The following is a 22642-nucleotide window of genomic DNA, read 5'->3' on the forward strand; positions in this document are numbered from 1 at the left end:
CGCGGAGGGGAAAAGTTTGGAAAAAATTATCGTCCGCGGCGGTCATAAACTAAGCGGAACTGTAAAAGTAGAAGGCGCGAAAAATTCAGTTCTGCCAGTCATCGCCGCTACATTATTAGCTAGTAAAGGAAAGAGTGTAATTCGGGATGTACCGACGCTCTCTGATGTATATACAATAAATGAAGTACTTCGCCATTTGAACTGCCAAGTGAAGTTTGAAAATAATACAGTAACTGTCGACGCATCCGAAGAGTTGTTCGTTGAGGCGCCATTTGAGTATGTACGTAAAATGCGGGCGTCTGTTCTTGTTATGGGTTCATTGCTTGCACGTACAGGAAAAGCAAGAGTAGCACTGCCAGGAGGATGTGCAATCGGTTCACGCCCAATCGACCAGCACTTAAAAGGATTCGAAGCAATGGGTGCTGTTGTACGGGTAGAAAATGGTTTTATTGAAGCAGAAGTAACAAAGCGCTTAAAGGGAGCTAAAATTTACCTTGATTTCCCAAGTGTAGGCGCGACTGAAAATATTATGATGGCCGCTGCTTTAGCTGAGGGTACGACGGTACTCGAAAATTCGGCAAAAGAACCGGAAATCGTTGATCTTGCTAATTTAATTAACGCAATGGGCGGCAAAGTAGTTGGAGCTGGTACGGAAACTATTCGGATCGAAGGAGTAGAAGAGCTTCACGGAGCGGATCATACGATTATCCCCGACCGCATCGAAGCGGGTACCTTTATGGTAGCTGCGGCTATTACGGGCGGTGACGTATTCGTTCAAGGAGCAGTTCCTGAGCATATGTCTTCTCTGATTGCCAAGTTGAAGGAAATGGGCGTACAAATCACAGAAGAAGATAATGGCGTACGTGTTGTTGGACCAGAAAAGCTAAAGGCTGTTGACATTAAAACAATGCCTCATCCTGGATTCCCAACAGATATGCAGTCACAAATGATGGCTCTTTTGTTAAAAGCAGAAGGCACAAGCATGATTACGGAAACTGTATTTGAAAATCGTTTCATGCATGTTGAAGAGTTCCGCCGTATGAACGTCAACATTAAAATTGAAGGCCGCTCTGTGATCATGAACGGACCGGCCGATATTCAAGGCGCTGAAGTAGCAGCAACCGACTTACGTGCAGCGGCTGCTTTAATCCTTGCTGGTTTAGTCGGAGAGGGCTATACACGTGTAACAGAATTAAAGCACCTTGATCGCGGCTACGTGAACTTTCATGGAAAACTAGCGTCCCTTGGCGCAGATATTATCCGTGTGAAAGAGGAAGCCGAAGTATCAGAAGCTTCTTCCGAAAAAATGATTACAGATATTAATGCTTAATATAAAAAAGCTGTTCTGCTACGAAGCGGAACAGCTTTTTTATTGTTAACGTAAAGAAAAGCGTTAGAATGATAAACAACGGGGCGTGAGCGTGAAGAAATCCACTGGGACGATGAACAAGGGGCTATAAACGTGCATAGCCATCCAATATCGTCAACAAGTCAGCCAGCTTAAAATGCGGCTATTTTAAAAAAAGTCATATCCTTATAAAGTGGGCCATATTGTTAAATGTGGGCAGTAATTTTAGGCTCAATCTATTAAATGGAGGCCTCTTTTGGATGAAAAAACGACATACTATTTCTGCTCTACTTGCTGGACTCATCGCAGTTGCCATTATTATTCCTTCACTGCTCGTTAGCTTATTTTCATCAGAAGAAGAGGAAGGGACATTAAAGACCCAAAAAAACGTACCTGATTCTGCTGTGCAGGAGCCTGCTGTAGAAGTAGCTGTTTTCCGCTCTGCGACGAAGCAGACAGAAACGTTTCCGCTTGAAGAGTATGTAGCTGGGGTCGTAGCGGCGGAAATGCCGGCTGAATTTGAAAAGGAAGCATTAAAAGCTCAAGCTTTAACAGCCAGAACATTCATTGTGAAGCAATTGATCAGCGGCAGTAAAGTAAATGGCCAAGCTAACGTTACTGACACGGTCAACCACCAAGTTTTTAAAACAAAGGAAGAATTGAAGAAAATTTGGGGCAGCGATTTTAAATGGAAATCGCAAAAAATTGATGAAGCCGTACAGGAAACAGCTGGGCAAATCATCACATATGACGGCACCCCGATCACCGCTTCCTTTTTCTCAACGAGCAATGGATACACAGAGAATTCAGAGGAGTATTGGAACGAGGCGCTTCCTTATTTAAAGAGTGTGACAAGCCCTTGGGATGAGTCTTCTCCTAAATATAGTTCTAAAAAAATTATGCCCCTCACTGAGTTTGAGAGAAAGCTTGGGATATCTGTGAAAGGGAAGGCAGAAGCGGGCACCATTACAGCACGAACAGCAGGCAAGCGCATTGCTTCCGTAAAAATTGGCGGAAAAGAGTTTTCGGGAAGGGAAGTACGGGAAAAACTAGGTCTCGCCTCGTCTGATTTCAACTGGGTACTCAAATCCGGCAACGTCATTATTACGACAAAAGGCTACGGCCACGGGGTTGGAATGAGCCAATACGGAGCTAACGGCATGGCTAAGGAAGGAAAGACGCATCAACAAATCATCGCTCATTATTATCAGCAGACGAAAATAGAGGAAGCTGAACACTTTTTGAAAGGCAGGGTGACAGCCAAAAAATAACTCCTTGCCGTTTGCTGCAAGGAGTTAAGAGCTTGTCCAGTGGGTGAATTTATTCATGAGGCGGCTGATCAAACTGTTCGGCCGCTGAAAATAGGTAAATTGAACAATAAGAAAGCAAACGAGTACCCCTGTTATATCTTTAACCGCATCAATGACGGTAGCGGAACGAAATGGAACAAATGCCTGGTGAATCTCATCAATTAATCCGTAAAAACAGGCAATTAGGGCGGCAGCCACATGGACAGCATTTGTAAAGCGGCCATGGGCTAGAAAAGCATTTACAATCAAACTATATAAAATGGCAAATTCAATTAAATGTAAAGATTCTTTAAAAAAGCGGTCTGCTTCGCTTTGAGGAAGTTCAATAATCACATTATCCGGCATACTGGACATAATCCATACTGCGATCATATAGAGGAACGGTGCAATGGTGGACAAGCCCTTTGCCAATTTTTTCAATCCTATACACCACCTTAAATAAAATAAGATTTAACCCATTCTAACATGATTTTCGACCTACTCATTTTTTGTTTTGTGGCATATTTATAACGATTTTTCCAGAAACGAAAAATTTTCCAAATGGAGGTATAGATTCATTGGAAAGTGTTCACACTGATTGCTGAGGTGATGAACATGAGAGAGGGAGAAAAGAAAAATACTTCTCAAAAAATGAAGAAAATCTTTAAAAATCGCTGGGTGTTCCCTGCTATTTACTTAATGAGTGCCGCTATTTTAATTTCAGGCATTATCTGGTACCAACTAGCAGGCCCGGAGAAAGAGCAAGTGAAAGGTCCAAAAGAAAGTGCAGTAGACAAAGGATTGTTTGATCAGCCAGCAGAAGAAGTTAACTCATCCGTAGAACAAATGGCGCTGCCTTTGAAGGATGAAGACAAAGCAGTGATCAAAACGAACTTTTACGATGAAAAGGCCTCTGAAAAACAACAAGAAGCAGCTCTCGTAGTCTATAATAATACGTACCATCCAAACACAGGAATTGATTATGCAGCAAAAGACGGCAAACCGTTTGATGTGACGGCCGCTTTAAGCGGCAAGGTAGTCAAGGTCCAAGAGAACGATGCTTTACTTGGCAACGTCATTGTCATTGAGCATGCGGATGGCTTTGTAACAAACTACCAATCAGTTAAAGATATTAAAGTAGCAGAAGGCGACCAAGTTTCTCAAGGAGACGTTATTGCTAAAGCCGGCAAAAGTCTTTTCAACGAAAAAGCAGGCACTCATCTTCACTTTGAAGTACGTAAAGATAACGTAGCGATTAATCCGCTTGAATGCTTTGATAAAACGGTAGCAGCGATTGAAGAATCGATTAAGCCGGTACAAGCAGAGGAATCAACAGATCAGGTGACAGAAGAGTCCACTGATAAAGCGAAAGAAGAGACGACTGAACAAACAGAAGAAAGTTCACCTGATGAAGAGCAAGATAGCAGCACAATTGAAAATAAAGAGGATAACAGTAACTCATAATAGCCTGATCGTATATAAACTAGGTATTGGCAGCTCATCATGGGCTGCTTTTTTGTGCACTTCTTTTGAGTGGAAAGCACCTTCTAATCGACTAGCATTTGAGAAACATTTCCCGTTTATTTATTTCCCAATCCTGTACATATTTTCCTCACCTCGCCAATATAGTAATAATAAAACCTGTATAAAGAAAAAGGGATGGTTTGAGGTGAGGAGTCGTTAGACGAACAAATACCTGATGATAACAAGAGCAGTCTAGTTGCGGAAGAAAAGAAAGTGAGAGCTTTCTTTCCGTGTGCAGGCGCTGTTGCATGCGGATTTATATTATTTCATTCAAGCGAAAGCGAGTCTCATTTCACACGTCTCACATCCAATGAAGGAGGCGAGCGGTGTGCACGATTACATCAAAGAGAGGACGATCAGGATTGGCAAGTATATCGTGGAGACAAGGAAAACCGTGCGGGTGATTGCAAAAGAATTTGGCGTATCAAAAAGTACGGTTCATAAAGATCTGACGGAGCGGCTGCCGGAAGTGAATCCAGATCTTGCCCAGCAGGTAAAAGAAATCCTCGATTATCATAAGTCTATTCGACATCTGCGTGGAGGGGAAGCGACGAAGAAAAAATATTCAGATGCTTTAAAGAAGGCAAGCGGTTCAGGGGCTGAAGTCTGATTAATTTCAAAAATAAAAAGGAAATCTGCCTCATGGGGGCGGATTTTTTTGTGTGTAAAGCAGGAAGAAAGTTTACAAATAATCCGGCTTTTTTATGTCAAATATGCTAAAATAAAAAATTGGGAACTCTTCCTGTTTCATACGTAAATAGATATAAAAAGATGGAAATAAATAAAAATACATACTAAAAAAGGGGGGCTGCTCTAATGATTTCAAAAGACATTGGAATTGATTTGGGGACGGCAAATGTATTGATTCATGTGAAAGGTCAAGGAATTGTATTAAATGAACCATCTGTTGTAGCCATTGATAAAAACACAAATAAGGTTCTGGCAGTTGGTGAAGAGGCTCATCGTATGGTTGGGAGAACGCCGGGGAACATCGTGGCTATCCGCCCGCTAAAAGATGGAGTGATCGCTGACTTTGATGTAACAGAGTCGATGTTAAAGCATTTTATGAACAAGCTGAATTTGAAAGGCTTGCTGTCGAAGCCGCGTATCTTGATTTGCTGTCCGACTAACATTACAAGTGTTGAGCAAAAAGCTATCCGTGAAGCGGCAGAAAAAAGCGGTGGAAAAACAGTGTATTTAGAAGAAGAACCAAAAGTGGCAGCGATCGGCGCAGGCATGGATATTTTCGAGCCGAGCGGCAATATGGTCGTCGATATTGGCGGGGGAACAACAGATGTTGCTGTTCTTTCCATGGGTTCAATCGTTACGGCTGCTTCTATTAAAATGGCCGGCGATAATTTTAATAATGAGATTTTGAATTACATTAAGAAAGAATATAAATTGCTGATCGGGGAGCGCACAGCGGAAGGTATTAAGATTACAATCGGCAGCGTGTACCCAGGAAGCAGAAACGAAGAAATGGAAATTCGCGGACGTGACATGGTTTCCGGTCTTCCACGTCTGTTAACGGTAAACTCTGAAGAGATTGAAAGAGCACTGAGAGAATCGATTGCCGTTATCGTGAAAGCAGCGAAAGATGTACTTGAGAAAACACCGCCTGAGTTATCAGCTGATATCATTGATCGCGGTGTAATCTTAACTGGAGGCGGCGCTTTGCTTCACGGCATTGATCAGCTATTGGCTGAAGAATTAAAGGTACCTGTATTCATTGCTGAAAATCCCATGGACAGCGTAGCAATAGGAACAGGTATTATGCTTGACAACATTGATAAATTATCAAAAGCAAAGTTAGCATAAACGAGATGAAGGGCTCATCTCGTTTTTTTTAAACTTTTGTTGAAATTAGCTTTCTTTTATTAACTTTTTCTAGTTTTTGGCCGATGAAAAAGAGTGATATAATAAAAAACAGAAAATGAACATGTATAAAGCGATCCACAATTTCTGGAAGCTTAACAGCAAGAGAAGATCTTATTTTTAATGAGGTGGATATATGTTTCGTGGATTTTACACAGCCGCTTCAGGAATGATTGCCCAGCAGCGGCGTACTGAAATGCTTTCTAATAATATGTCTAATGCTAATACGCCGGGCTATAAAGAGGACCGCTCTTCCTTGCGTGCCTTTCCGGAAATGCTTTTGCAGCGGATCGATAAAGCCTCTGTGCCTGTTCAAAATAAGGGACACATTCCGCTTGGGCGGCGTGTAGGCGCGCTAAACACAGGGGTCTATATGCAGGAAACGAAGCCTGATTTCTCTCAAGGAGATATGAGGGAAACAGGACTGAAGACGGATGTAGCGCTTTTAGATGTCAATATACCTGTGAATGAAGATACTGGACAAAGAGGAACCGTTTTATTTAAAATACAAGGTCAAGACGGCGTTCAGCGTTATACACGCAATGGGAATTTCACCTTAGATAACGCCGGCTTTCTAACAACAGCAAGCGGTCATTACGTTCTCGACTCGGCTGGAAACCGAATTCAATTAAATTCAGATAACATCGCCATTACTGAAAATGGTCAGATTACAGAAGATGGAAGACCTGCTGGCCAGATTGGTTTAGCGTTTGCTGAAAACCCTAATCTGCTGATAAAAGAAGGAAATGGTCTGCTTCGTTTGGAAAATGGAACGCTTCCTGATGTTGCCGGCCGCAATGACGTGCAATTTCAGATGAAGCAGGGGTTTTTAGAGGGCTCTAATATAGACGCCTCTCGAACGATGACAGATATGATGTCGGCCTATCGTTCATTCGAAGCGAACCAAAAAGTGTTAACTGCTTATGACCGCAGTATGGAAAAAGCCGCTAATGAAATCGGCCGCGTGAATTAATCTTCCCGGGAGAGGATACTGAATGAATCAACTATTGATCACATCTGCTAATACGTTAGGCCAGCTGCAGCAGAAGCTGGATATACTAAGCCATAACATTGCGAATCTCGATACAAATGGATACAAGCGCCGGGAAGCCTCTTTCACTGATCTAATCAACCAGAATGCAAAAAACATGCTGCGCACAGATAAAGAGACTGGCCGCTTAACGCCGAATGGCATTCGTATTGGAAACGGTGCGAAGATTAGCCAATCGCAATTAGTGGGCGTGCAAGGAAATATAGCACAGACTGGCCGAAAACTAGACTTCGCTTTCACGAAAGAAAATCAATTTTTCAAAGTGCTTGTCCAGGAAAATGGACAAGGCAAAGTTCACTATACACGTGATGGAGCCTTTGCTGTCACTCCGGTTAATGCCAATGAGGTGATGCTCGTAACAGAAGAGGGCCACCCAGTGCTTGGAGAAAATAATCAACCGATTACCTTCAATCCAAACAGCGGTGATATTGTGCTTGAAAATGGTGGAAGGCTGCGTGCTGGCGGACAGACGTTGAATATTGGAGTAGTCGAAATCAACCGGCCGCAGTTTTTAACTCAAACAGGGTCGAACTTATTGACAATGCCTGATAATCCGGCTGTCCCGGAAAATGAAATTTTACAGGACGCTAACCGCGGGGACATTGCTATGCAGCAAAATGCACTTGAGAAATCCAATGTTGATTTTGCAAAAGAAATGGCTGACTTAACGAATGTACAGCGTGCTTACCAGTTCCAGTCTCGCTCAATCTCTCTGGCTGACCAAATGATGGGGCTTATTAACGGCGTACGCTAGAGGGGACGAAACAATGTGACGGAAAATTTGCAGAGAAAGAAGAAACGTACGAGGCTAACCCCCCTTGGCCGGTTTATTGTTAACTTGCTTTTACTCGTACTCTTTGCCATAGTGGGAGCCATGGTTGGCTACAGTATTATTGGGAGTGGAAATCCGCTTGAGGTTTTCCTGCCTGAAATATGGATACACTTAGTGGAAGTGCTAGCTAATAGTTTATTATAGCGATGGAGGAGAAAAATGTTAGATATCCAGCAAATTAAAGAAATTATCCCACACCGTTATCCTTTTCTGCTTGTTGATCGAATCTTAGAAGTGGAAGAAGGGAAAAGAGCGGTGGGCATCAAAAATGTAACGGCGAATGAGGAGTTTTTTAATGGACATTTTCCAGAGTATCCTGTTATGCCGGGTGTTTTAATTGTAGAAGCGCTTGCTCAAGTGGGAGCTGTTGCGATGCTGAAGAAAGAAGAGAATCGCGGCAAGCTGGCTTTCTTCGGAGGCATTGACAGCTGCCGTTTTAAACGCCAAGTAGTACCTGGCGACCAGCTTCGCCTTGAAGTGGAAATGACACGTTTACGCGGGCCGGTTGGAAAAGGCAAAGCGATTGCCACTGTAAACGGCGAACTCGCTTGTGAAGCTGAAATTACATTTGCTTTAAAATAATAGAAGATAAAACAGAGGGGTTTCTCTCTGTTTTTTTTGTGATAAAATAAATAGAGGGATTAAATATTTTAAGCCGATCAGCATATAGGAATTTAGTAAAATAAATCCTTTTCCCTAAAAAATATCAAGAATCTGCTACTTTTGTTTGTTTGAAAAAACTTTGTCAATTCCTGTATAAGTATGTTAAAGTAATAGATGTTACTATTTTTACAAAGTTTTATTAGGATTCTCTAGGAGGTACTTATTGTAAATGTTAAGCAGCTTATCTCAAGGTATCAAAATAAGTATCACTCGTTCGATTAAAACAGCATTTGAACAATATATGGCTAAAATCTCATGGGAAGAAAAGGCTTATCGCTTTGAAGACTTTATGGATGAGTGGAGAACTTACATTCATACAAGTTCCTCCTGGTATAGCAAGGTGGATAATGAAGTGAAGGCAAGCCCTGAATTTCATGAAGAGCTGGCTGCAAAGATTAATGAAGTCATTGAAAAAATCTTTTCAGAAGAACCGACAGCAGACCAGTTAAAAGAACTAGACGCTTTGCAAAAAGAAATGGGCACTGATTTTGACTTTTCTTGCAGGGCAGAGGCAAAGTATTATATCGATCTTTTGCATGATCAGTTAAAAAAAAAGAAGAGCAGATGATGCCTGCAAATGAATTTGAGTTATCTCTTGCGGCACTTCTTTATTACCATGTATACGAAGAAGAATTACCGGTCCGTGACTATCGAAAACAGGACATTCAATATATAATTCAAAAACTCCATAATAAAATGGATACCGGGTTGGATGAACTTCAATCCAGTGTTGTTCATTAAAGGCAGCTATATAGAGGTTGCCTTTTTTTGCATAGTTTTTTAAATGACCAAGCCAAACGATAAAGCCATCCCGCCTTAAGAGGCGGGATGGCTTTTATGTTTCTTTAGCAGATGGAGCATTTTTTCTTTGTTTGAGGTGAGTATTAAACGTATTTAGAAGATTTTCGCCACTAAGTCCTTTTCCAACAAGATCGGACAAGACTTGCTTAGCGTATTCATTGCGCATCTGCCGGAGTCTTCCTTCGAGAAGAACACTAATGCCGTCCTCGAGGGTGTTTAACTCTCTCACTCGTGCAGAAAAAAGGGCGGGATCATTGTTTGGATGAGTAATTAATACTTGAACCTTCAGTTCATCCTCCTGTTTTTCGAGTTCTTGAAACAACTCTTCATACTTCGGATGAACGAACAGTTCAATTAACCAAGAGCGTTTGTCATCTTCTCTATTAATAATCAGCCCGTCCAGTAACTCGATTTCCTGAGGTTCGTCTTGCTCGGCTAAATAAAAGCCAGCAATTTTAAAGGTTTTCATGCAGCTCATGTCCCCTTCCTTTTTAATTCCTTCTACTGAAAAGTATAGCATGTTCCTATGAAGAACCCTACAAACTTGAATGCGGCGATTTTTCACGTTCTCTACAGGAATTTGTCTTTTTTCGTAGAGAACCATTAGATTTTTAGATAATGCAGCGATATAGCTCGAAAATGTGACTTTTACTTTTAGTCTGCTTTTGGACTACGATAAGAGCATACCTGCAGAAAGGAGGGACATGATTGATTAACCAAGTGACGCTCGTCGGCAGATTAACGAAAGATCCCGTCGTGAAATACACCGCAGATGGCCGGCCATTCTTAAATATGACGGTTGCTGTCAATCGGCCATATCGCAATCAGGAAGGAGTGGCAGAAACCGATTTTATCTTCTGCACCGTTTGGAATAAGTCGGCAGAGAATACAGCGAAGTATTGTCAAAAAGGATCACTCATCGGTGTACTCGGTACGATTCAAACGAGGAACTATGAGAACACAGACGGGAAAAAAGTATACGTAACGGAAGTGAGCGTTCATACGGTGCGCTTTATGGATAAGAAACGCTCAACTGCTTCTGAGCTATTGCCGATCTTAACAATTCCGTAAAGGGAAGAGAAGAAAGAAGAGGGAAAAGAAAATGATGTCAAACGAACGACTTGAAAAAAGGTTAGAAGAAGTAACTTACTGCCTCGGCAAAACTCTCGCCAGACTCCGCGTTGTTGAAGAACAGCTAAAATCCATGGAACAGCGATCTCTTCAGACCGCTCCACAACCGGCTACTCGATAATTCATCTTTACTTATAAAATGACACCTCAACCGTCCTATCTTATTTAGCCATACAGGCTCTGCGATTTATGGATCTCCGAAATAATTCCTCACTAAAAGAGCCGGCTCCTCCTCTGAACCGGCTCTTTCGTGTGGGTTATTTTAAAATAAGAAGCTCTTCCAGCTCGTTGTCGTCCATTTCTGTAATCCACTGGTCACTGCTAATGATCTCGTCATTGAGTGCTTGTTTTTTCTCAAGCATCGCATCAATTTTTTCCTCAATCGTGCCTGTCGTAATCATTTTATGGACATGAACGAAACGGTTTTGACCGATACGGTAGGCCCGGTCCGTAGCTTGGTTTTCAACCGCGGGGTTCCACCAACGGTCAAAATGGATGACATGATTGGCGGCAGTTAAGTTTAATCCTGTGCCTCCTGCTTTTAATGACAATAAAAAGACAGGAAAGCGTCCTTCTTGAAAGTCGGCAACGAAACGATCCCGCTGCTCTTTAGAGGTGCTGCCGCTTAAGAAAGGAACCGTAATGGCAAATCGTTTCTCTATTTCCTGCTGGATCATTTCCCCCATATTAATGTATTGGGTGAAGATCAAACAGGCTTCTTGGCGTTCCATAATGTTGTCGATTAGCTCCATTAGTTTGTTCATTTTTTCAGAGCGTTCCACGATATGTGCAGGCTCTTGTTCTTTTAAATAAAGCGCAGGGTGGTTGCACAGCTGTTTAATTTTATTCAGCATTTGTAAAATTAATCCGCGGCGCTCGAAGGCTTCTAATTTCCTCACTTCCTCCATCGTTTCATTAACGAGCTGCTCGTATAAGACAGCCTGTTCTGTTGTAAGAGGACAGTATTCTTTCTGCTCGAGCTTTTCAGGAAGATTTAATTCCACTTCAGGGTCACTTTTCGTCCTTCTTAGTAAAAACGGCCGAATTTTCGCTTGCAGCTGCTCGATTTTCGATTTTAAACCGTCTTTCTCAATCGGTACAATATAATGCTTCTGAAAGTACGCAAGGCTATTTAAATACCCGTGATTCGTAAAATCAAAAATGGACCATAGCTCAGCGAGGCGATTTTCCATCGGGGTCCCTGTTAATGCAATGTGATGACGGCCTTTCAGCTTGCGTACAGCCCGTGATTGCTTCGTTTGAGCATTCTTTATATTTTGCGCTTCATCTAGTGCGACTGTATTCCATTCAATGGATGACAATGTGTCAAAGTCGAGATGGGAAAGATTGTATGTCGTCAAAATAACATCTGTTTCATTAGCCAGCTGCTCAAAGCTGTCTCCTTGTCTTCGATTGTTGCCATAATGAAGAGCGACCCGCAATCCAGGAGCAAACCGTTCCAACTCTTTTTGCCAGTTTCCAAGAACAGAAGTTGGGCAAATAATCAGGGCAGGGGTGGTTGGCTGTTCTTGCTTTTTTACATGCAGCAAGTAGGAAATTAGCTGAATCGTTTTACCGAGCCCCATGTCATCGGCGAGGACCGCACCGAATCCGCAAGAGCGTAAAAATAGGAGCCAGCTCATGCCAAACTGCTGATATGGCCGTAATTCAGCGTGTAAATCAGCGGGGGCTGGCAGAACCGGAAGGGAGGACACATCCTTCAGCTGGGCAATCATTTTACGGAATGAACGGTTTAGCTCAATCTGTATGTGAGCAAATAGTCGTGGATCCGTCCAATCATCTGTTTGCTCTTCTAGAGGGACGAGCTCCTGCTCGAGTAAGTCCTGTAAGCGAAGTCCTTCTCTTTTTGCTTTCTTCATTAATCCTTGAATTTTACGCACCATTTCAGGATCTAATTGAATCCATTCTCCATTTATTTTTACAAGTCGGCGATTATTGGCCGCTAGGTTCAGGAACTCTTCTTCAGACAAATCCGCCCCGTTCATTGATAAACGCCAGTTAAAATCAAGAATCGCTTGTAGACCAACGAATGAAGGCCGGCTCGAAGTGGTTGAAGACACTTTGGCAGACAGCGACAAAGACGCATTTCGAATGGATTCCCACCATGAAGGCAAGAGAATAGGGACGCCAAGCTGAATTAATTTTTCACTGGCTTCTGTTAAAAAGAGAAAGGCCCGTTCTTCCGATAAATGAGAACGAAGCGACCCAGCTTCTTCTAGCCAAGGAAAGAGACGCAGCCAGCGCGTCTGCTCTGCTTCCGCTTCAGGAAGGTAGGGATGCCAATTTTTTGAAATTCTTCCGTTTAGCGGATACACTTTTTCGGTGTTATTACGGCTAATAAGCACAGTCTCAAGTGTCCAATCTTCATGATCTTCCGCTGGTTCTATTAACCGCAGACCAGCAGTAAAAGGAGCAGTACTATCATCTGTCCCAAGCCATTCACGCCAGCGGGCCGCATCAAAATAACGATTTAATTCTTCTGGTGTTAACTTCCCGCTAGTAAGCTGATTCGCTTTTGCGTAGCTTGCTCCTGCTTCGTTGAAAGCCTGTTCGGCACAACTTTGAAACAGAGAAGTGACCAGCTCGCGATTACTGACTTCCACGACGGATTCTTCCCAAAACTCAGGTGCAAACTCTTCCCAAACAGAGTCGGGGACTTGAAAGGATAAGCCATTTTCTTTAAAGTGTGGGACGAAACCGCCATCTGTAATGGCCTCATAGATAGCTGGCGCAGCCGCAAGGCTAAAGTCTCCGAGTTCATCCCATTCCCAACGGATAAAGCGATTGAATTGTTCACTTTTAAAGAGCGTTACCCACTGCCAGGCGGATAAAAGAATACCCTCCTTGCCCTTGTAAGAAGTTGTTTCAAGCAAGGAGCCATAAAAGCTCTCCTCATGACTAAGAAACAGCTGCTTCACCCATTCAGCCGGAGGAAGAAGGCGTCCGTTTTCTGCTTCTGCCCAGAGAAAGAAATGCTTATCTTCTAGCCATTTTATATAAATCGTGATTGTTCTTGTTTTAAGCATCCGTTAACTGACCCTTTCTGCATTCTTCCTGGAAAGCCCGCAATCGTTTTTTCGTTTCCAACAAGCTGTGAATATACATATCCCAACGGTCGGTCCGTTTTAATTTTTTATAAAGTGTCCGCAGCCGTTTTAAATAACGGACAGCTTTTTTATAACTTGCCCGATTGCGCTCCTCGATTAAACGTAGAATGCCATGATGGTAAAGAGGTAATACTTCGTGCGGTGCCTGCTTCGCTGCTTCTTTAAGCCCATTACGGTCAAGCTCAGGCAGCTCGCTATCCATCCACAATTGCAATTCTACCCACTCGCGATATTGTTCTGTCTGAAGAAAGTAAAAGCTCAATTCTGAATAGCTATACGGCAGCATCCGTTCCAATAAGCTCTTGTAAAGCAGCGGCTCTTTTTCCATTAGCCAATCCGCATCGATATAGGTTAGAAACCAATGGACGAACCGGCGGCTTTGCATACTGCCGCCTTGCTCCAGCTGCTCCAGGTAGCCTTCTAGCTTTTGATCCACAATTCTGATCAGCATTCGCGCTTTTTCATACTGCTTCGTATTAAAAGCATCTATTAGCCAGAATAGATATAGATCGACCCCTGTATCCGGCAGACTTTTAGCGAAAGCAGTAAAACTGTCCAGTTCATCCGCTAAATAAAGATGATGCAAGTAGCCGATTGATACCGTTAATTCTTGCTTTTCCTCCAGAAGTGCCTGCAGCCGCATCCGCTCTTCTTTCCGCCATGCTTCCCGCTTAAAAAGAGCCGTCCACAGCTGGCGGTATAGATCAATGCGCTGTGCCGTAAACACGTGATTCTTCCGTGCTAATAGAGAAGAAGATTCTTGTCGCAAATAATGAATGTACGGGTCGAATTCAAAGGGCAGGGCGTGCATCCCAATATCTTCTGCAGCATCTGCTGCTTCTTCCACTATATAAAATAAAAACGACGAACAAGCCCGATGTAATAATTCCTTAGAGATCGTCGTTTCACTGAATAGTTCTGTTATAAAAGACAGCAGCCCAAAGCTTACATATAATTCATAGAGCGGCTGCCACTCTCTTTTTGCAGGACGCTGCTTTAGTAAATGTTCATGTACATGTCTGCCCTCATATTCAACAATATAAGGGTTTTTTTGAACAGATCGAGCTGACAGGCGTTCTTGAGCTGCGTGCTCGATCCTCTTTATCCAAGCATCCGGTCCGTCATCGGCCGCAATCGTCGTTTTTAATAAGTCACTGGCCCGCATCACACCAGGAATCGCTGCTGGATTGTGCGGGATCTTCTGCCAATCATTGAAAAAGTCATAGGCAGATTTAGATGTATCCTGGCAAGCTGCAAAGAAAAGTGCTAGCTGGTGAGCGCACCACTGGTCTTGGGTACAAGTGCAGCTGCTTAAATGAGGGGAAGACAGATCGAGGTAGACCTGAAATAATTCGCTGTCTGCCTGTATGACTGAACCGCTGACTAATCCAGTGGACATGTGACGCAATGCGGCTTGCTCATTTGAGTACAGACGAAACCCCAATTCCATAATGGCTTTATTACGAGAAAGAGCGGGGTTGAATGTTGTTTGTAAATCTGCCCAAAAAGCATCTAATTGTTTTTCTAGCGCCGCTGATTCAACAGACATGTTTTGAACCTCCTTCACCCAGGGGAAACCGGGGTTATTTCTAATAGAAACAAGGCATCTCTATAGAAATTTCATATCTTTTCATTATAAAACAAAAAAGCAGGAGAAAAAAGCTGGATTCGGAAAAGGGGAGGGGGCTGTACCGGTAAGTCGAAATAATTTGTAATATTTAGTATTTTTTCAATTGCGTTACGCCTGTTTCTTTCTTATGGCAAATTAAGGGTGAAAATACTTTTATTTAATTAGTTAGTAATATTGTTCAATGAAATTTAAAAAGTAGTTTTTGAGATGGCCGTTTGTTTTTTTATAAATGTGTTAGAATGGAAAAAAATAAGAAGGGAGGTAGAGGTGTGAAAAAAAGTTCTTTTTTAGTTCTTTTGTCATTTCTTTTGGTCATTCCTCTATTAGGAGTTAAAAATACGGCGCAAGCTGCGACAAATTTTGCGGACGTGCCAACTTCTCATCGTGCCGCAAAGGAGATTTATTATTTAGCTGAAGGAGATATCGCCAAGGGTGTTTCACCTTCATCATTCGGTCCAAACAAAAAAGTAAACCGTGCTGAGGCGGTTACATTTATCGGTCGTGCTCTTCAGCTTAATGGAACAAAACGTGCTACATCCTTTAAAGATGTAGATCCGGGAATGTTCGCATCTGGTTATATTCAATCTGCTGCTCAAAAAGGAATTTTAACAGGTTATAGCGATGGCACATATCGTCCTTATAAAGAAGTAACTCGTGGCGAAATGGCGATCATGATTAGCCGTGCATTTGGCTATTCATTTAATAACACGACTTCAGGTGCCGCTAATGCTTTGATTTCCCGTGGAATTGCACAAGGTAAAGGGGACGGTTCCTTTGGTGCAAGCGACCTCATTACTCGTGCAGATTACGCGGTCTTTTTGGCGCGCGCTATTAACCCTAAGTTTCGTGTAGTTAGCAATACGGTTGATTTTAAAAATGCTCGCTGGGTGAACGTCGATAGCTTAAACATTAGAACGGGTCCGAAGGATAGCTACGCGAAAATTGGTGCTGTCAAACAAAACCAGCAAGTATTAAGTGCTTTTAAAGTCGGTGCTTGGGACTATATCAAGTACGGTTCTTTCGAAGGGTTCGTGCATGGCTCTTATTTACGTACAACAGCTGAAGCCACAAATGCAGGGAACGTTGACCCGCGGATTGCTAAGCAAGTGATCGTGTTAGACCCAGGACATGGAGGAAGTGATCCTGGTGCAACAGGATTCGGTATTTATGAAAAGAATGTCGTACTGGATACAGGATTAAAAACACGCAATCTATTTAGTGAAACGCCATTCCAAATCAAAATGACACGTTCCACAGACACATACATTTCGTTAAGCGGTCGAGTGAGCTATGCAAAATCTGTCGGTGCCAACACCTTCATTAGCATCCATGCGAACGCTGGCGGCGGAACAGGATCAGAAACATATTACTATTCTGCTTATCAAAACCCGAATGTGGCAGATAGCAAGCTGCTTGCAAGCAAAATTCAATCACGCATGCTTAATGCATGGAAATTAGCCAATCGTGGTGTGAAGAATGGTAACTTCCACGTCATTCGTGAAAATACGATGCCAGCTGTGTTAGTGGAGCTTGGCTTCATTGACACGAAAAAAGACAACGACATGCTTCGCTCTGATTATTGGAGAAATGCAGCAGCCAAAGCGATCTATCTCGGTACTTTGGACTACTACAAAGCCAAAGGCTACCAAGTTGATGCCTTATATGACGTAGCAAAATAGGAAAATAATAAAATAGAATTCTATTAGAATACAAGTTACAATGAAAGGAGGCAGTCTACTGTCTCCTTTGTTTTATTTTTATAAAAAGAGAGGTGTTCGCTTTGGTTAAAACGATGAAATACTTTCTTCCTTTGTTTGCTGCGCTTCTCTTTCTTCATGTTTTCCCTGTAGATGCAAAGGCAAACATGGTGGCGAAAAAAAGAGCGATTGTGTTATTTAATGGGGAAGTGAATCGTGGATTACTAGAAAAGTATACAGTAGATGTAAAGTATATATTTGATGAACTGCCGGCTGCCGCTGTTGAGTTAACAGAGGCCCAAAAGAAAATGCTTGAATTTCATCCAGAGGTCCAATCCGTTACATACGACAAACAGATGGAAAAGAGTGGGCAACGGGTCGAGTGGGGCTATAAAGCCATTGGAGCAGATAAACGCATTCCGGGTACACTGTCAGGCAAAGGCGTTAAAATCGGCATTTTAGATTCAGGTATAGACAGAAATCATCAGGATCTTCAAGTAGCCGGTGGTGCTTGTTTTATGACCATTCTTGGACCAGACGGCTGCAAAAACGCCTATAATGATGACAATGGACATGGCACACATGTGGCGGGAGTTATCGCAGCCAAGGATAACTCAATTGGAGTTGTCGGTGTAGCGCCCGATGCACAAATTTATGCGGTGAAGGTACTGAATAAATTAGGCAGCGGTACAACCTCCACCATGATGGCGGGAATCGAGTGGGCTATTAAAAACAAAATGGACATTATCAACATTAGCATTACATCGCCTTATGAAGACAGTAACCTTAGAAAAATGATTCAGCGTGCTTATGAAAGCGGCATTATTGTCGTGGCGGCTGCTGGAAACGAAGGACCTCCTGAACCAGGAGAAGTGTCTTCTGTTCAGTATCCTGCTAAGTTTCCGGAAGTGATTGCTGTTTCTTCCGTAGATGTTAATAAAAAGCATGATCCTCTTGCATCAATCGGGAAAGAAGTAGAATTTGTAGCACCCGGAGAAAATATCTATAGTACGTATCCAACTGCCCTGACAACAATGACAAAGGAGAAAGGATATGAAATGCTTTCCGGAACGTCTATGGCGTCTCCTTATGTCGTGGGCTTAGCTGCTTTGTATAAAGAAAAGTATCCTGCTATGACGAATAAACAAATTCGCACGCTCCTTCAAAAAAATGCAATAGACCTCGGAGTAAAAGGGCGGGATAACTATTACGGCTTTGGATTTGTTCAAGTAGATAAAACACCGGTTAGCGATACGACACTTCCGTATACAATGGATGGAAAAGGAAAAATTACGATTGACTCAAGCAAAGCAGTGAGTCAGTTTAGCAGTTACAATGTGTATCGATTTGGTGAATTAATTGCTAAAAACATAAACGCTTCGGAGATCGTCGATTACTCCACAAAGGGACAGGTCGATTATTCGCTTTATCCAGTGACAGACGGCAAGGAAGGGACTTCTTCTTTTACTGTGAAAGTCAATAACCCAGCACCTGCGTTACAAGATTTGAACACGAATAAATGGTATAACCGCTTCGTTACGTACTTATATTACAAAGGAATTTTAAAAGGATATCCTAATAATATGATTCGGCCTGAACAAGCGATTACTAGGGGAGAAGCGGCTATTATGATTGGCCGGGCGCTGGGAATTGAGGAAACGCCACAGTCTAATCGCTTTAAAGATGTGGCCGCATCAGCTAAATCTGCTGGTTACGTAGAAGCTCTTGCAGAAAGAAAAATTATTACCGGTTTTGGAGATGGCACCTTCCGCCCCGACAGTCACGTCACTAGGGCAGAAATGGCGATCTTAGTTGCTAAAGCCTATAATGTACCTGTAAAAACAACAGGAGCATTTAAAGACATTAATCAGAACGTTACGGGCTATCAATACATTAATGGTCTTGTAGCTGAACACATTGTTAACGGGTATAAAGATGGCAACTTCCATCCAGGAGTAACCATTACCCGAGCTAACTTCTCTGTCTTTCTCTCAAAAGCTGACAACAAACAGCTTAGAATTACGTATTAACGAAAAAGCTGCCCATTTACGGGCAGCTTTTTTTATTATTATGGCTCTGTTATACATGGTGGCTGATTTTCGCTGTAACCAACTAGTGAAAAAGCGACATTGACCTTTAACAGGGGCTATTATATAAGAACACAAAGCTTTCTTCTTATTATTTCGACAAAAAGTTATAGTAATAAATTCATTCGTCAGTTAATTCAGTTAAATTACAAAAATATTAATTTATTACAAAGCGATGATAAAATGTAGAAAAAACGATAATATTTAGTGTTTTTATACTTTAATTTCCTTTAATTACAATATAATCAATGAAAGAAAATAGTGTAATAACAACCCTTTTTGTCAAATAGATAGAGAAATGTAAATGTAATGCAACCGTAAAAGAATAGTAGGTTTATATTTGTTACAATATGCTCAGTGAGATAAAAAGAAGAAAAAATGCATTTTTTTAATATATTTGGGGGTTTACAGTGGGTAAATTTAAAAAAATTGTAGCAAGTGGTTTAGCTTCATTTATGTTAGCTACAGCAGCACCGATCGCGCTGCCTGCAACACATACACAAGTAGAAGTTAAAGCGGCATCAATTGGAGAGTCTTTGGTTAGTTACGGGAAGAAGTTCATAGGCGTACCTTACGTATTCGGCGGCACGACACCAAAAGGGTTTGACTGTTCCGGATTTACTCAATATGTATATAAGAGCGAGGGAGTTTCTCTTCCTCGGACGGCAGAGCAACAATATAACGTAGGGAAAGCGGTTTCTAAAAGCCAGCTCATCCCTGGAGATTTAGTCTTTTTTGCTAACACGTATAAGCCTGGTATTTCTCACGTGGGGATTTACGCAGGTGGCAACTTAGTATTAAACGCTACATCCAGCCAGGGGATTGCGCTTGTATCATTAAGCAACTCTTATTGGGGGCCGAAATATGCAGGTGCTAAGCGGGTTATTGAAACATCTGACAAGTTCAGAGATATTTTAAAGAATGATCCGACATATCCAGCTATCGAAGCCTTGACAAATGATAATATTATTCAAGGTTACGAGAATAATATTTTTAAACCGGACGAGCCTGTTACACGTGGACAAGCAGCCGCGATTATTAATCGCGTGTTGAAAAACGAGCCAAATCAGGTTGAATACTTTAAAGATGTTGCAGCGTCCAACCCGTTTGCTAAGGACATTGCGGCTATCCGTGAAGCAGGAATTATTAATGGCTTCTCCGATGGAACGTTTAGACCTTATGCAAACATGACACGTACCGAAATGGCGATCATCGTTCATAAAGCTTTTGAACTTCAAATGGGTGATGCCACAGCAGCAGCAAACTCTTATTCAGACGTAAGTCCAAGCAATTGGGCATATGAGCCAATTGCTGCTATGAAAGCGATTGACACAACAGGCGTCTTTAAAACTAGTAAATATAATGGTTCAACGCGAGCTTCGCGTGCTATTTTCTCGACAGCCATTTATAATGGTATGAACGCTAAATAATTAAATAATCAATAGCCTTGGAAAATGTTCTAAGGCTATTTTTTTCTAAGTGTTTTATAAAAATTTCCCTATGTTTCTAATAAATACTTAAATTTTATCCGATAGAATAATAGAATAGAGAACATGAATGTGTCTTCTTGAAAGGAGTTTTATCATTGAAGCAAAATAAATTAGCTGCCGTACTTCTGTCTTCAGTTCTCGTATTACCCGTTTTTTCACCTGCTCAAACAGAAGCTGCTTCTGTCACGATGCAACAGCAAATACAAGCGATGGTAGATGCAGGAATTATGAAGGGATACGGGGAAAACGACTTTAGACCGACCCAAAGTGTAACACGAGCGGAATTTGCGACTTTTCTTACGAGAGCGCTTAAACTGCCGGAAAGCAATACATCAAAATTCACAGATGTACCCTCTTCGTCCAGTCTTGCTCCCGGTGTAAATGCTGCGGCAGCCGCAAAAATTGTCAACGGCCGGTCAGACGGCACGTTTCAGCCCAATGCTCTTATTACAAGAAAAGACATGGCGCTGATGATCAGCAATGCACTTAATTACTTAGGCATTACGGTTGAACAAACGGATGCACCTTTTACTGACATAAAATACTTAAGTTCAGCGCATAAAATGGCGATCGGCAAAAGCTATAACCTTAAAATTATTGAAGGCTATTCTAAAACGGCCTTTCATCCAGAAGAAAATGCTAGGCGTGATCATGCCGCTGCCTTTATCTATCGTTTGTTAGAAGTAGAGAAAACGACAGACGGCCCGGAGCCAACTCCACCGCCTGTTACTGAGCCTCCGTCTGAACCAAAACCAGAAGAGCCAACACCGCAGCCGCCAGTACCAGCAGACGTCTACCAAGTCGCGACCATTGATGCGACTGGTAAGATTACCTACGCTTCTGGATCATACAGCACGTTTGATGCTGCTAAGCAAGGAATGGGGCAGCGAGGTCAAGAACTAGTCATAAAAGATAATAAAATTGTATATATGAAGAACAATAGCGGGATGGTTTTTGCTACTGGAGGCTCTACAGCTAACCTGTACAGCGATCCGACCTTAACGACAGCAAAATCCTATGCAACAAAAGGGGCAGAGTTAAAGTACATTACATCAACTGACAGTTATGTAACAGTATCGCTCGGTGGCAGAACCTACTATATGAAGCCAGAGAACAGCGACCTTGTACCATTTGAAGGAGCGCCGGGCCGCAGTTATTATCGAGTGATTAACGGAGAGCTGCTCCATGCAATTTATCAGCCTTCAAGTAAGAGTTACGGTTCTTATACAGTTGGGAAAGCGCCAGGCTTCCTTGCTGAAGGTCCCAAATATTACAGCTGGGATAACGCCACTTTCTATAATGAACAAGGTGCGGTTGTAGGGAAGGCCTATCAATACTTTCAGTTTTTATCAGCAAGAACGACAACAAATTATACAGCAGCGGAGCTCGACAGTTTTATTAAAACAGCGTTAGCTGACAGAGAAGCTACGGGCATTGCAAGATATAAGGATGCAACAAAAAAGAGTAAGCTGATTGGGCTTGGTGCCACGCTGAAAAAGGTAGAAGCGGAAAAACGTATTAATGCTTTGCTTATTTTAGCGATGGCTATTCATGAAAGTGACTACGGGATGAGTGGACATGCTCAAACGAACAACAACTTATTCGGTATTGCTGTGTACGACAGTAAGCCAGAGGAAGGCAAGTCGTTCGCTTCACCGGTTGAATGTGTCTATCACTTAGCAGATGGCTATTTAAATGACCGCTATCTCGTTCCAAATCCGGTTGGTGCTTGGAAACAAAGTGTTCCAAATGGCGCCGCAGCAGGGAATAAAGGTGTCGGCATCAACGTAAAATACGCTTCCGACATCGCGTGGGGCGGAAAAGTCGCTGGTCACATGTACCGCATCGACAAAGCCCTCGGCAACAAGGACTTTGGGAAATATCAAATCGGTTTAACAAATGCGGAAGATTTAAATGTTCGTGCCACTCCTAATGGTGAGATTCAATTCACTTACAAAGGAGATCAAATGCCAGTCGTCATGGTCGGCGCTCCTGTATCAGGATGGCAGAAAGTCATCTCAGACGATCTGAACTACACAGAAGGATATATATATGCTAAGTACATTACTCCGCTGACATTTGTAAAATAAACTGTT

Annotated in this window: 21 protein-coding genes; 17 read left to right on the plus strand and 4 right to left on the minus strand. The window is 42.3% G+C overall.

Going from position 1 to position 22642, the window contains the following annotated elements; translation table 11 throughout:
- Positions 1 to 16: 16 nt before the first annotated feature.
- Both murA and spoIID read left to right on the plus strand, forming a co-directional pair.
- Entirely contained in the window at positions 17 to 1330 is a 1314-nt protein-coding gene (gene murA / locus A8F95_RS08790; RefSeq protein WP_065410168.1) for a UDP-N-acetylglucosamine 1-carboxyvinyltransferase, read from the plus strand.
- 278 nt (positions 1331 to 1608) lie between these two features.
- Complete coding sequence (gene spoIID, locus A8F95_RS08795; protein ID WP_065410169.1) at positions 1609 to 2619, plus strand: stage II sporulation protein D; 1011 nt, start codon at positions 1609 to 1611, stop codon at positions 2617 to 2619.
- Positions 2620 to 2643: 24 nt separating this feature from the next.
- Here spoIID and A8F95_RS08800 read toward each other — a convergent pair whose 3' ends face one another.
- The gene (locus A8F95_RS08800; RefSeq protein ID WP_231603550.1) at positions 2644 to 3078 is read right to left on the minus strand and encodes a VanZ family protein; all 435 of its coding nucleotides are present in this window, start codon (positions 3076 to 3078) and stop codon (positions 2644 to 2646) included.
- A 174-nt stretch (positions 3079 to 3252) separates the two neighbouring features.
- Between A8F95_RS08800 and spoIIQ the strand changes: the two genes are divergently transcribed.
- The 9 genes from spoIIQ to A8F95_RS22420 all read left to right on the plus strand — a co-directional run bounded on the left by spoIIQ (position 3253) and on the right by A8F95_RS22420 (position 9323).
- A complete protein-coding gene (gene spoIIQ, locus A8F95_RS08805) occupies positions 3253 to 4101 on the plus strand; it encodes a stage II sporulation protein SpoIIQ (protein WP_065410450.1) in 849 nt (282 codons plus the stop codon).
- Between the two features lie 388 nt (positions 4102 to 4489).
- Positions 4490 to 4771 carry a sporulation transcriptional regulator SpoIIID gene (gene spoIIID / locus A8F95_RS08810; RefSeq protein ID WP_049665263.1) on the plus strand — a complete coding sequence of 94 codons (282 nt, stop codon included), beginning with the start codon at positions 4490 to 4492 and terminating at the stop codon, positions 4769 to 4771.
- 206 nt (positions 4772 to 4977) lie between these two features.
- The gene (gene mreB, locus A8F95_RS08815; protein WP_065410170.1) at positions 4978 to 5979 is read left to right on the plus strand and encodes a rod shape-determining protein; all 1002 of its coding nucleotides are present in this window, start codon (positions 4978 to 4980) and stop codon (positions 5977 to 5979) included.
- A 193-nt stretch (positions 5980 to 6172) separates the two neighbouring features.
- Positions 6173 to 7009, plus strand: a complete 837-nt coding sequence (locus A8F95_RS08820; protein WP_065410171.1) for a flagellar hook-basal body protein — start codon at positions 6173 to 6175, stop codon at positions 7007 to 7009.
- Positions 7010 to 7031: 22 nt separating this feature from the next.
- On the plus strand, positions 7032 to 7841 hold the full coding sequence (locus A8F95_RS08825) for a flagellar hook-basal body protein (RefSeq protein ID WP_065410172.1): 810 nt from the start codon (positions 7032 to 7034) through the stop codon (positions 7839 to 7841).
- A gap of 15 nt (positions 7842 to 7856) precedes the next feature.
- Complete coding sequence (locus tag A8F95_RS08830; protein WP_095407458.1) at positions 7857 to 8063, plus strand: DNA-directed RNA polymerase subunit beta; 207 nt, start codon at positions 7857 to 7859, stop codon at positions 8061 to 8063.
- A gap of 15 nt (positions 8064 to 8078) precedes the next feature.
- Positions 8079 to 8501, plus strand: a complete 423-nt coding sequence (gene fabZ / locus A8F95_RS08835) for a 3-hydroxyacyl-ACP dehydratase FabZ (RefSeq protein ID WP_065410173.1) — start codon at positions 8079 to 8081, stop codon at positions 8499 to 8501.
- A gap of 250 nt (positions 8502 to 8751) precedes the next feature.
- On the plus strand, positions 8752 to 9150 hold the full coding sequence (locus A8F95_RS08840) for a hypothetical protein (RefSeq protein WP_049665247.1): 399 nt from the start codon (positions 8752 to 8754) through the stop codon (positions 9148 to 9150).
- Positions 9147 to 9323 carry a hypothetical protein gene (locus tag A8F95_RS22420; protein WP_156187084.1) on the plus strand — a complete coding sequence of 59 codons (177 nt, stop codon included), beginning with the start codon at positions 9147 to 9149 and terminating at the stop codon, positions 9321 to 9323. The genes A8F95_RS08840 and A8F95_RS22420 overlap by 4 nt, the downstream gene beginning before the upstream one ends.
- A gap of 94 nt (positions 9324 to 9417) precedes the next feature.
- Here A8F95_RS22420 and A8F95_RS08845 read toward each other — a convergent pair whose 3' ends face one another.
- Positions 9418 to 9852 carry a YwpF family protein gene (locus A8F95_RS08845; RefSeq protein WP_065410174.1) on the minus strand — a complete coding sequence of 145 codons (435 nt, stop codon included), beginning with the start codon at positions 9850 to 9852 and terminating at the stop codon, positions 9418 to 9420.
- A gap of 239 nt (positions 9853 to 10091) precedes the next feature.
- Here A8F95_RS08845 and A8F95_RS08850 point away from each other — a divergent pair, with 239 nt between their 5' ends.
- Positions 10092 to 10454, plus strand: a complete 363-nt coding sequence (locus A8F95_RS08850) for a single-stranded DNA-binding protein (protein WP_065410175.1) — start codon at positions 10092 to 10094, stop codon at positions 10452 to 10454.
- Positions 10455 to 10485: 31 nt separating this feature from the next.
- Complete coding sequence (locus tag A8F95_RS22425; protein WP_176713658.1) at positions 10486 to 10635, plus strand: hypothetical protein; 150 nt, start codon at positions 10486 to 10488, stop codon at positions 10633 to 10635.
- Positions 10636 to 10771: 136 nt separating this feature from the next.
- Here A8F95_RS22425 and A8F95_RS08855 read toward each other — a convergent pair whose 3' ends face one another.
- On the minus strand, positions 10772 to 13561 hold the full coding sequence (locus A8F95_RS08855) for a DEAD/DEAH box helicase (protein ID WP_065410176.1): 2790 nt from the start codon (positions 13559 to 13561) through the stop codon (positions 10772 to 10774).
- Entirely contained in the window at positions 13554 to 15191 is a 1638-nt protein-coding gene (locus A8F95_RS08860) for a hypothetical protein (RefSeq protein WP_065410177.1), read from the minus strand. Before A8F95_RS08860 ends, A8F95_RS08855 begins: the two co-directional genes overlap by 8 nt.
- Before the next feature lie 350 nt (positions 15192 to 15541).
- Between A8F95_RS08860 and A8F95_RS08865 the strand changes: the two genes are divergently transcribed.
- From A8F95_RS08865 to A8F95_RS08880, 4 genes are all read left to right on the plus strand, one after another.
- Positions 15542 to 16951: an N-acetylmuramoyl-L-alanine amidase gene (locus A8F95_RS08865; RefSeq protein WP_065410178.1), complete on the plus strand. Its 1410-nt coding sequence runs from the start codon at positions 15542 to 15544 to the stop codon at positions 16949 to 16951.
- Between the two features lie 101 nt (positions 16952 to 17052).
- Positions 17053 to 18999: a S8 family peptidase gene (locus tag A8F95_RS08870; protein ID WP_077247286.1), complete on the plus strand. Its 1947-nt coding sequence runs from the start codon at positions 17053 to 17055 to the stop codon at positions 18997 to 18999.
- A 467-nt stretch (positions 19000 to 19466) separates the two neighbouring features.
- The gene (locus A8F95_RS08875; protein WP_095407459.1) at positions 19467 to 20486 is read left to right on the plus strand and encodes a C40 family peptidase; all 1020 of its coding nucleotides are present in this window, start codon (positions 19467 to 19469) and stop codon (positions 20484 to 20486) included.
- Positions 20487 to 20641: 155 nt separating this feature from the next.
- Positions 20642 to 22636, plus strand: a complete 1995-nt coding sequence (locus A8F95_RS08880) for an S-layer homology domain-containing protein (protein WP_065410179.1) — start codon at positions 20642 to 20644, stop codon at positions 22634 to 22636.
- Positions 22637 to 22642: the final 6 nt, after the last annotated feature.

This window comes from Pseudobacillus wudalianchiensis (genome assembly GCF_001685015.1).
GTDB lineage: Bacteria > Bacillota > Bacilli > Bacillales > Domibacillaceae > Pseudobacillus > Pseudobacillus wudalianchiensis.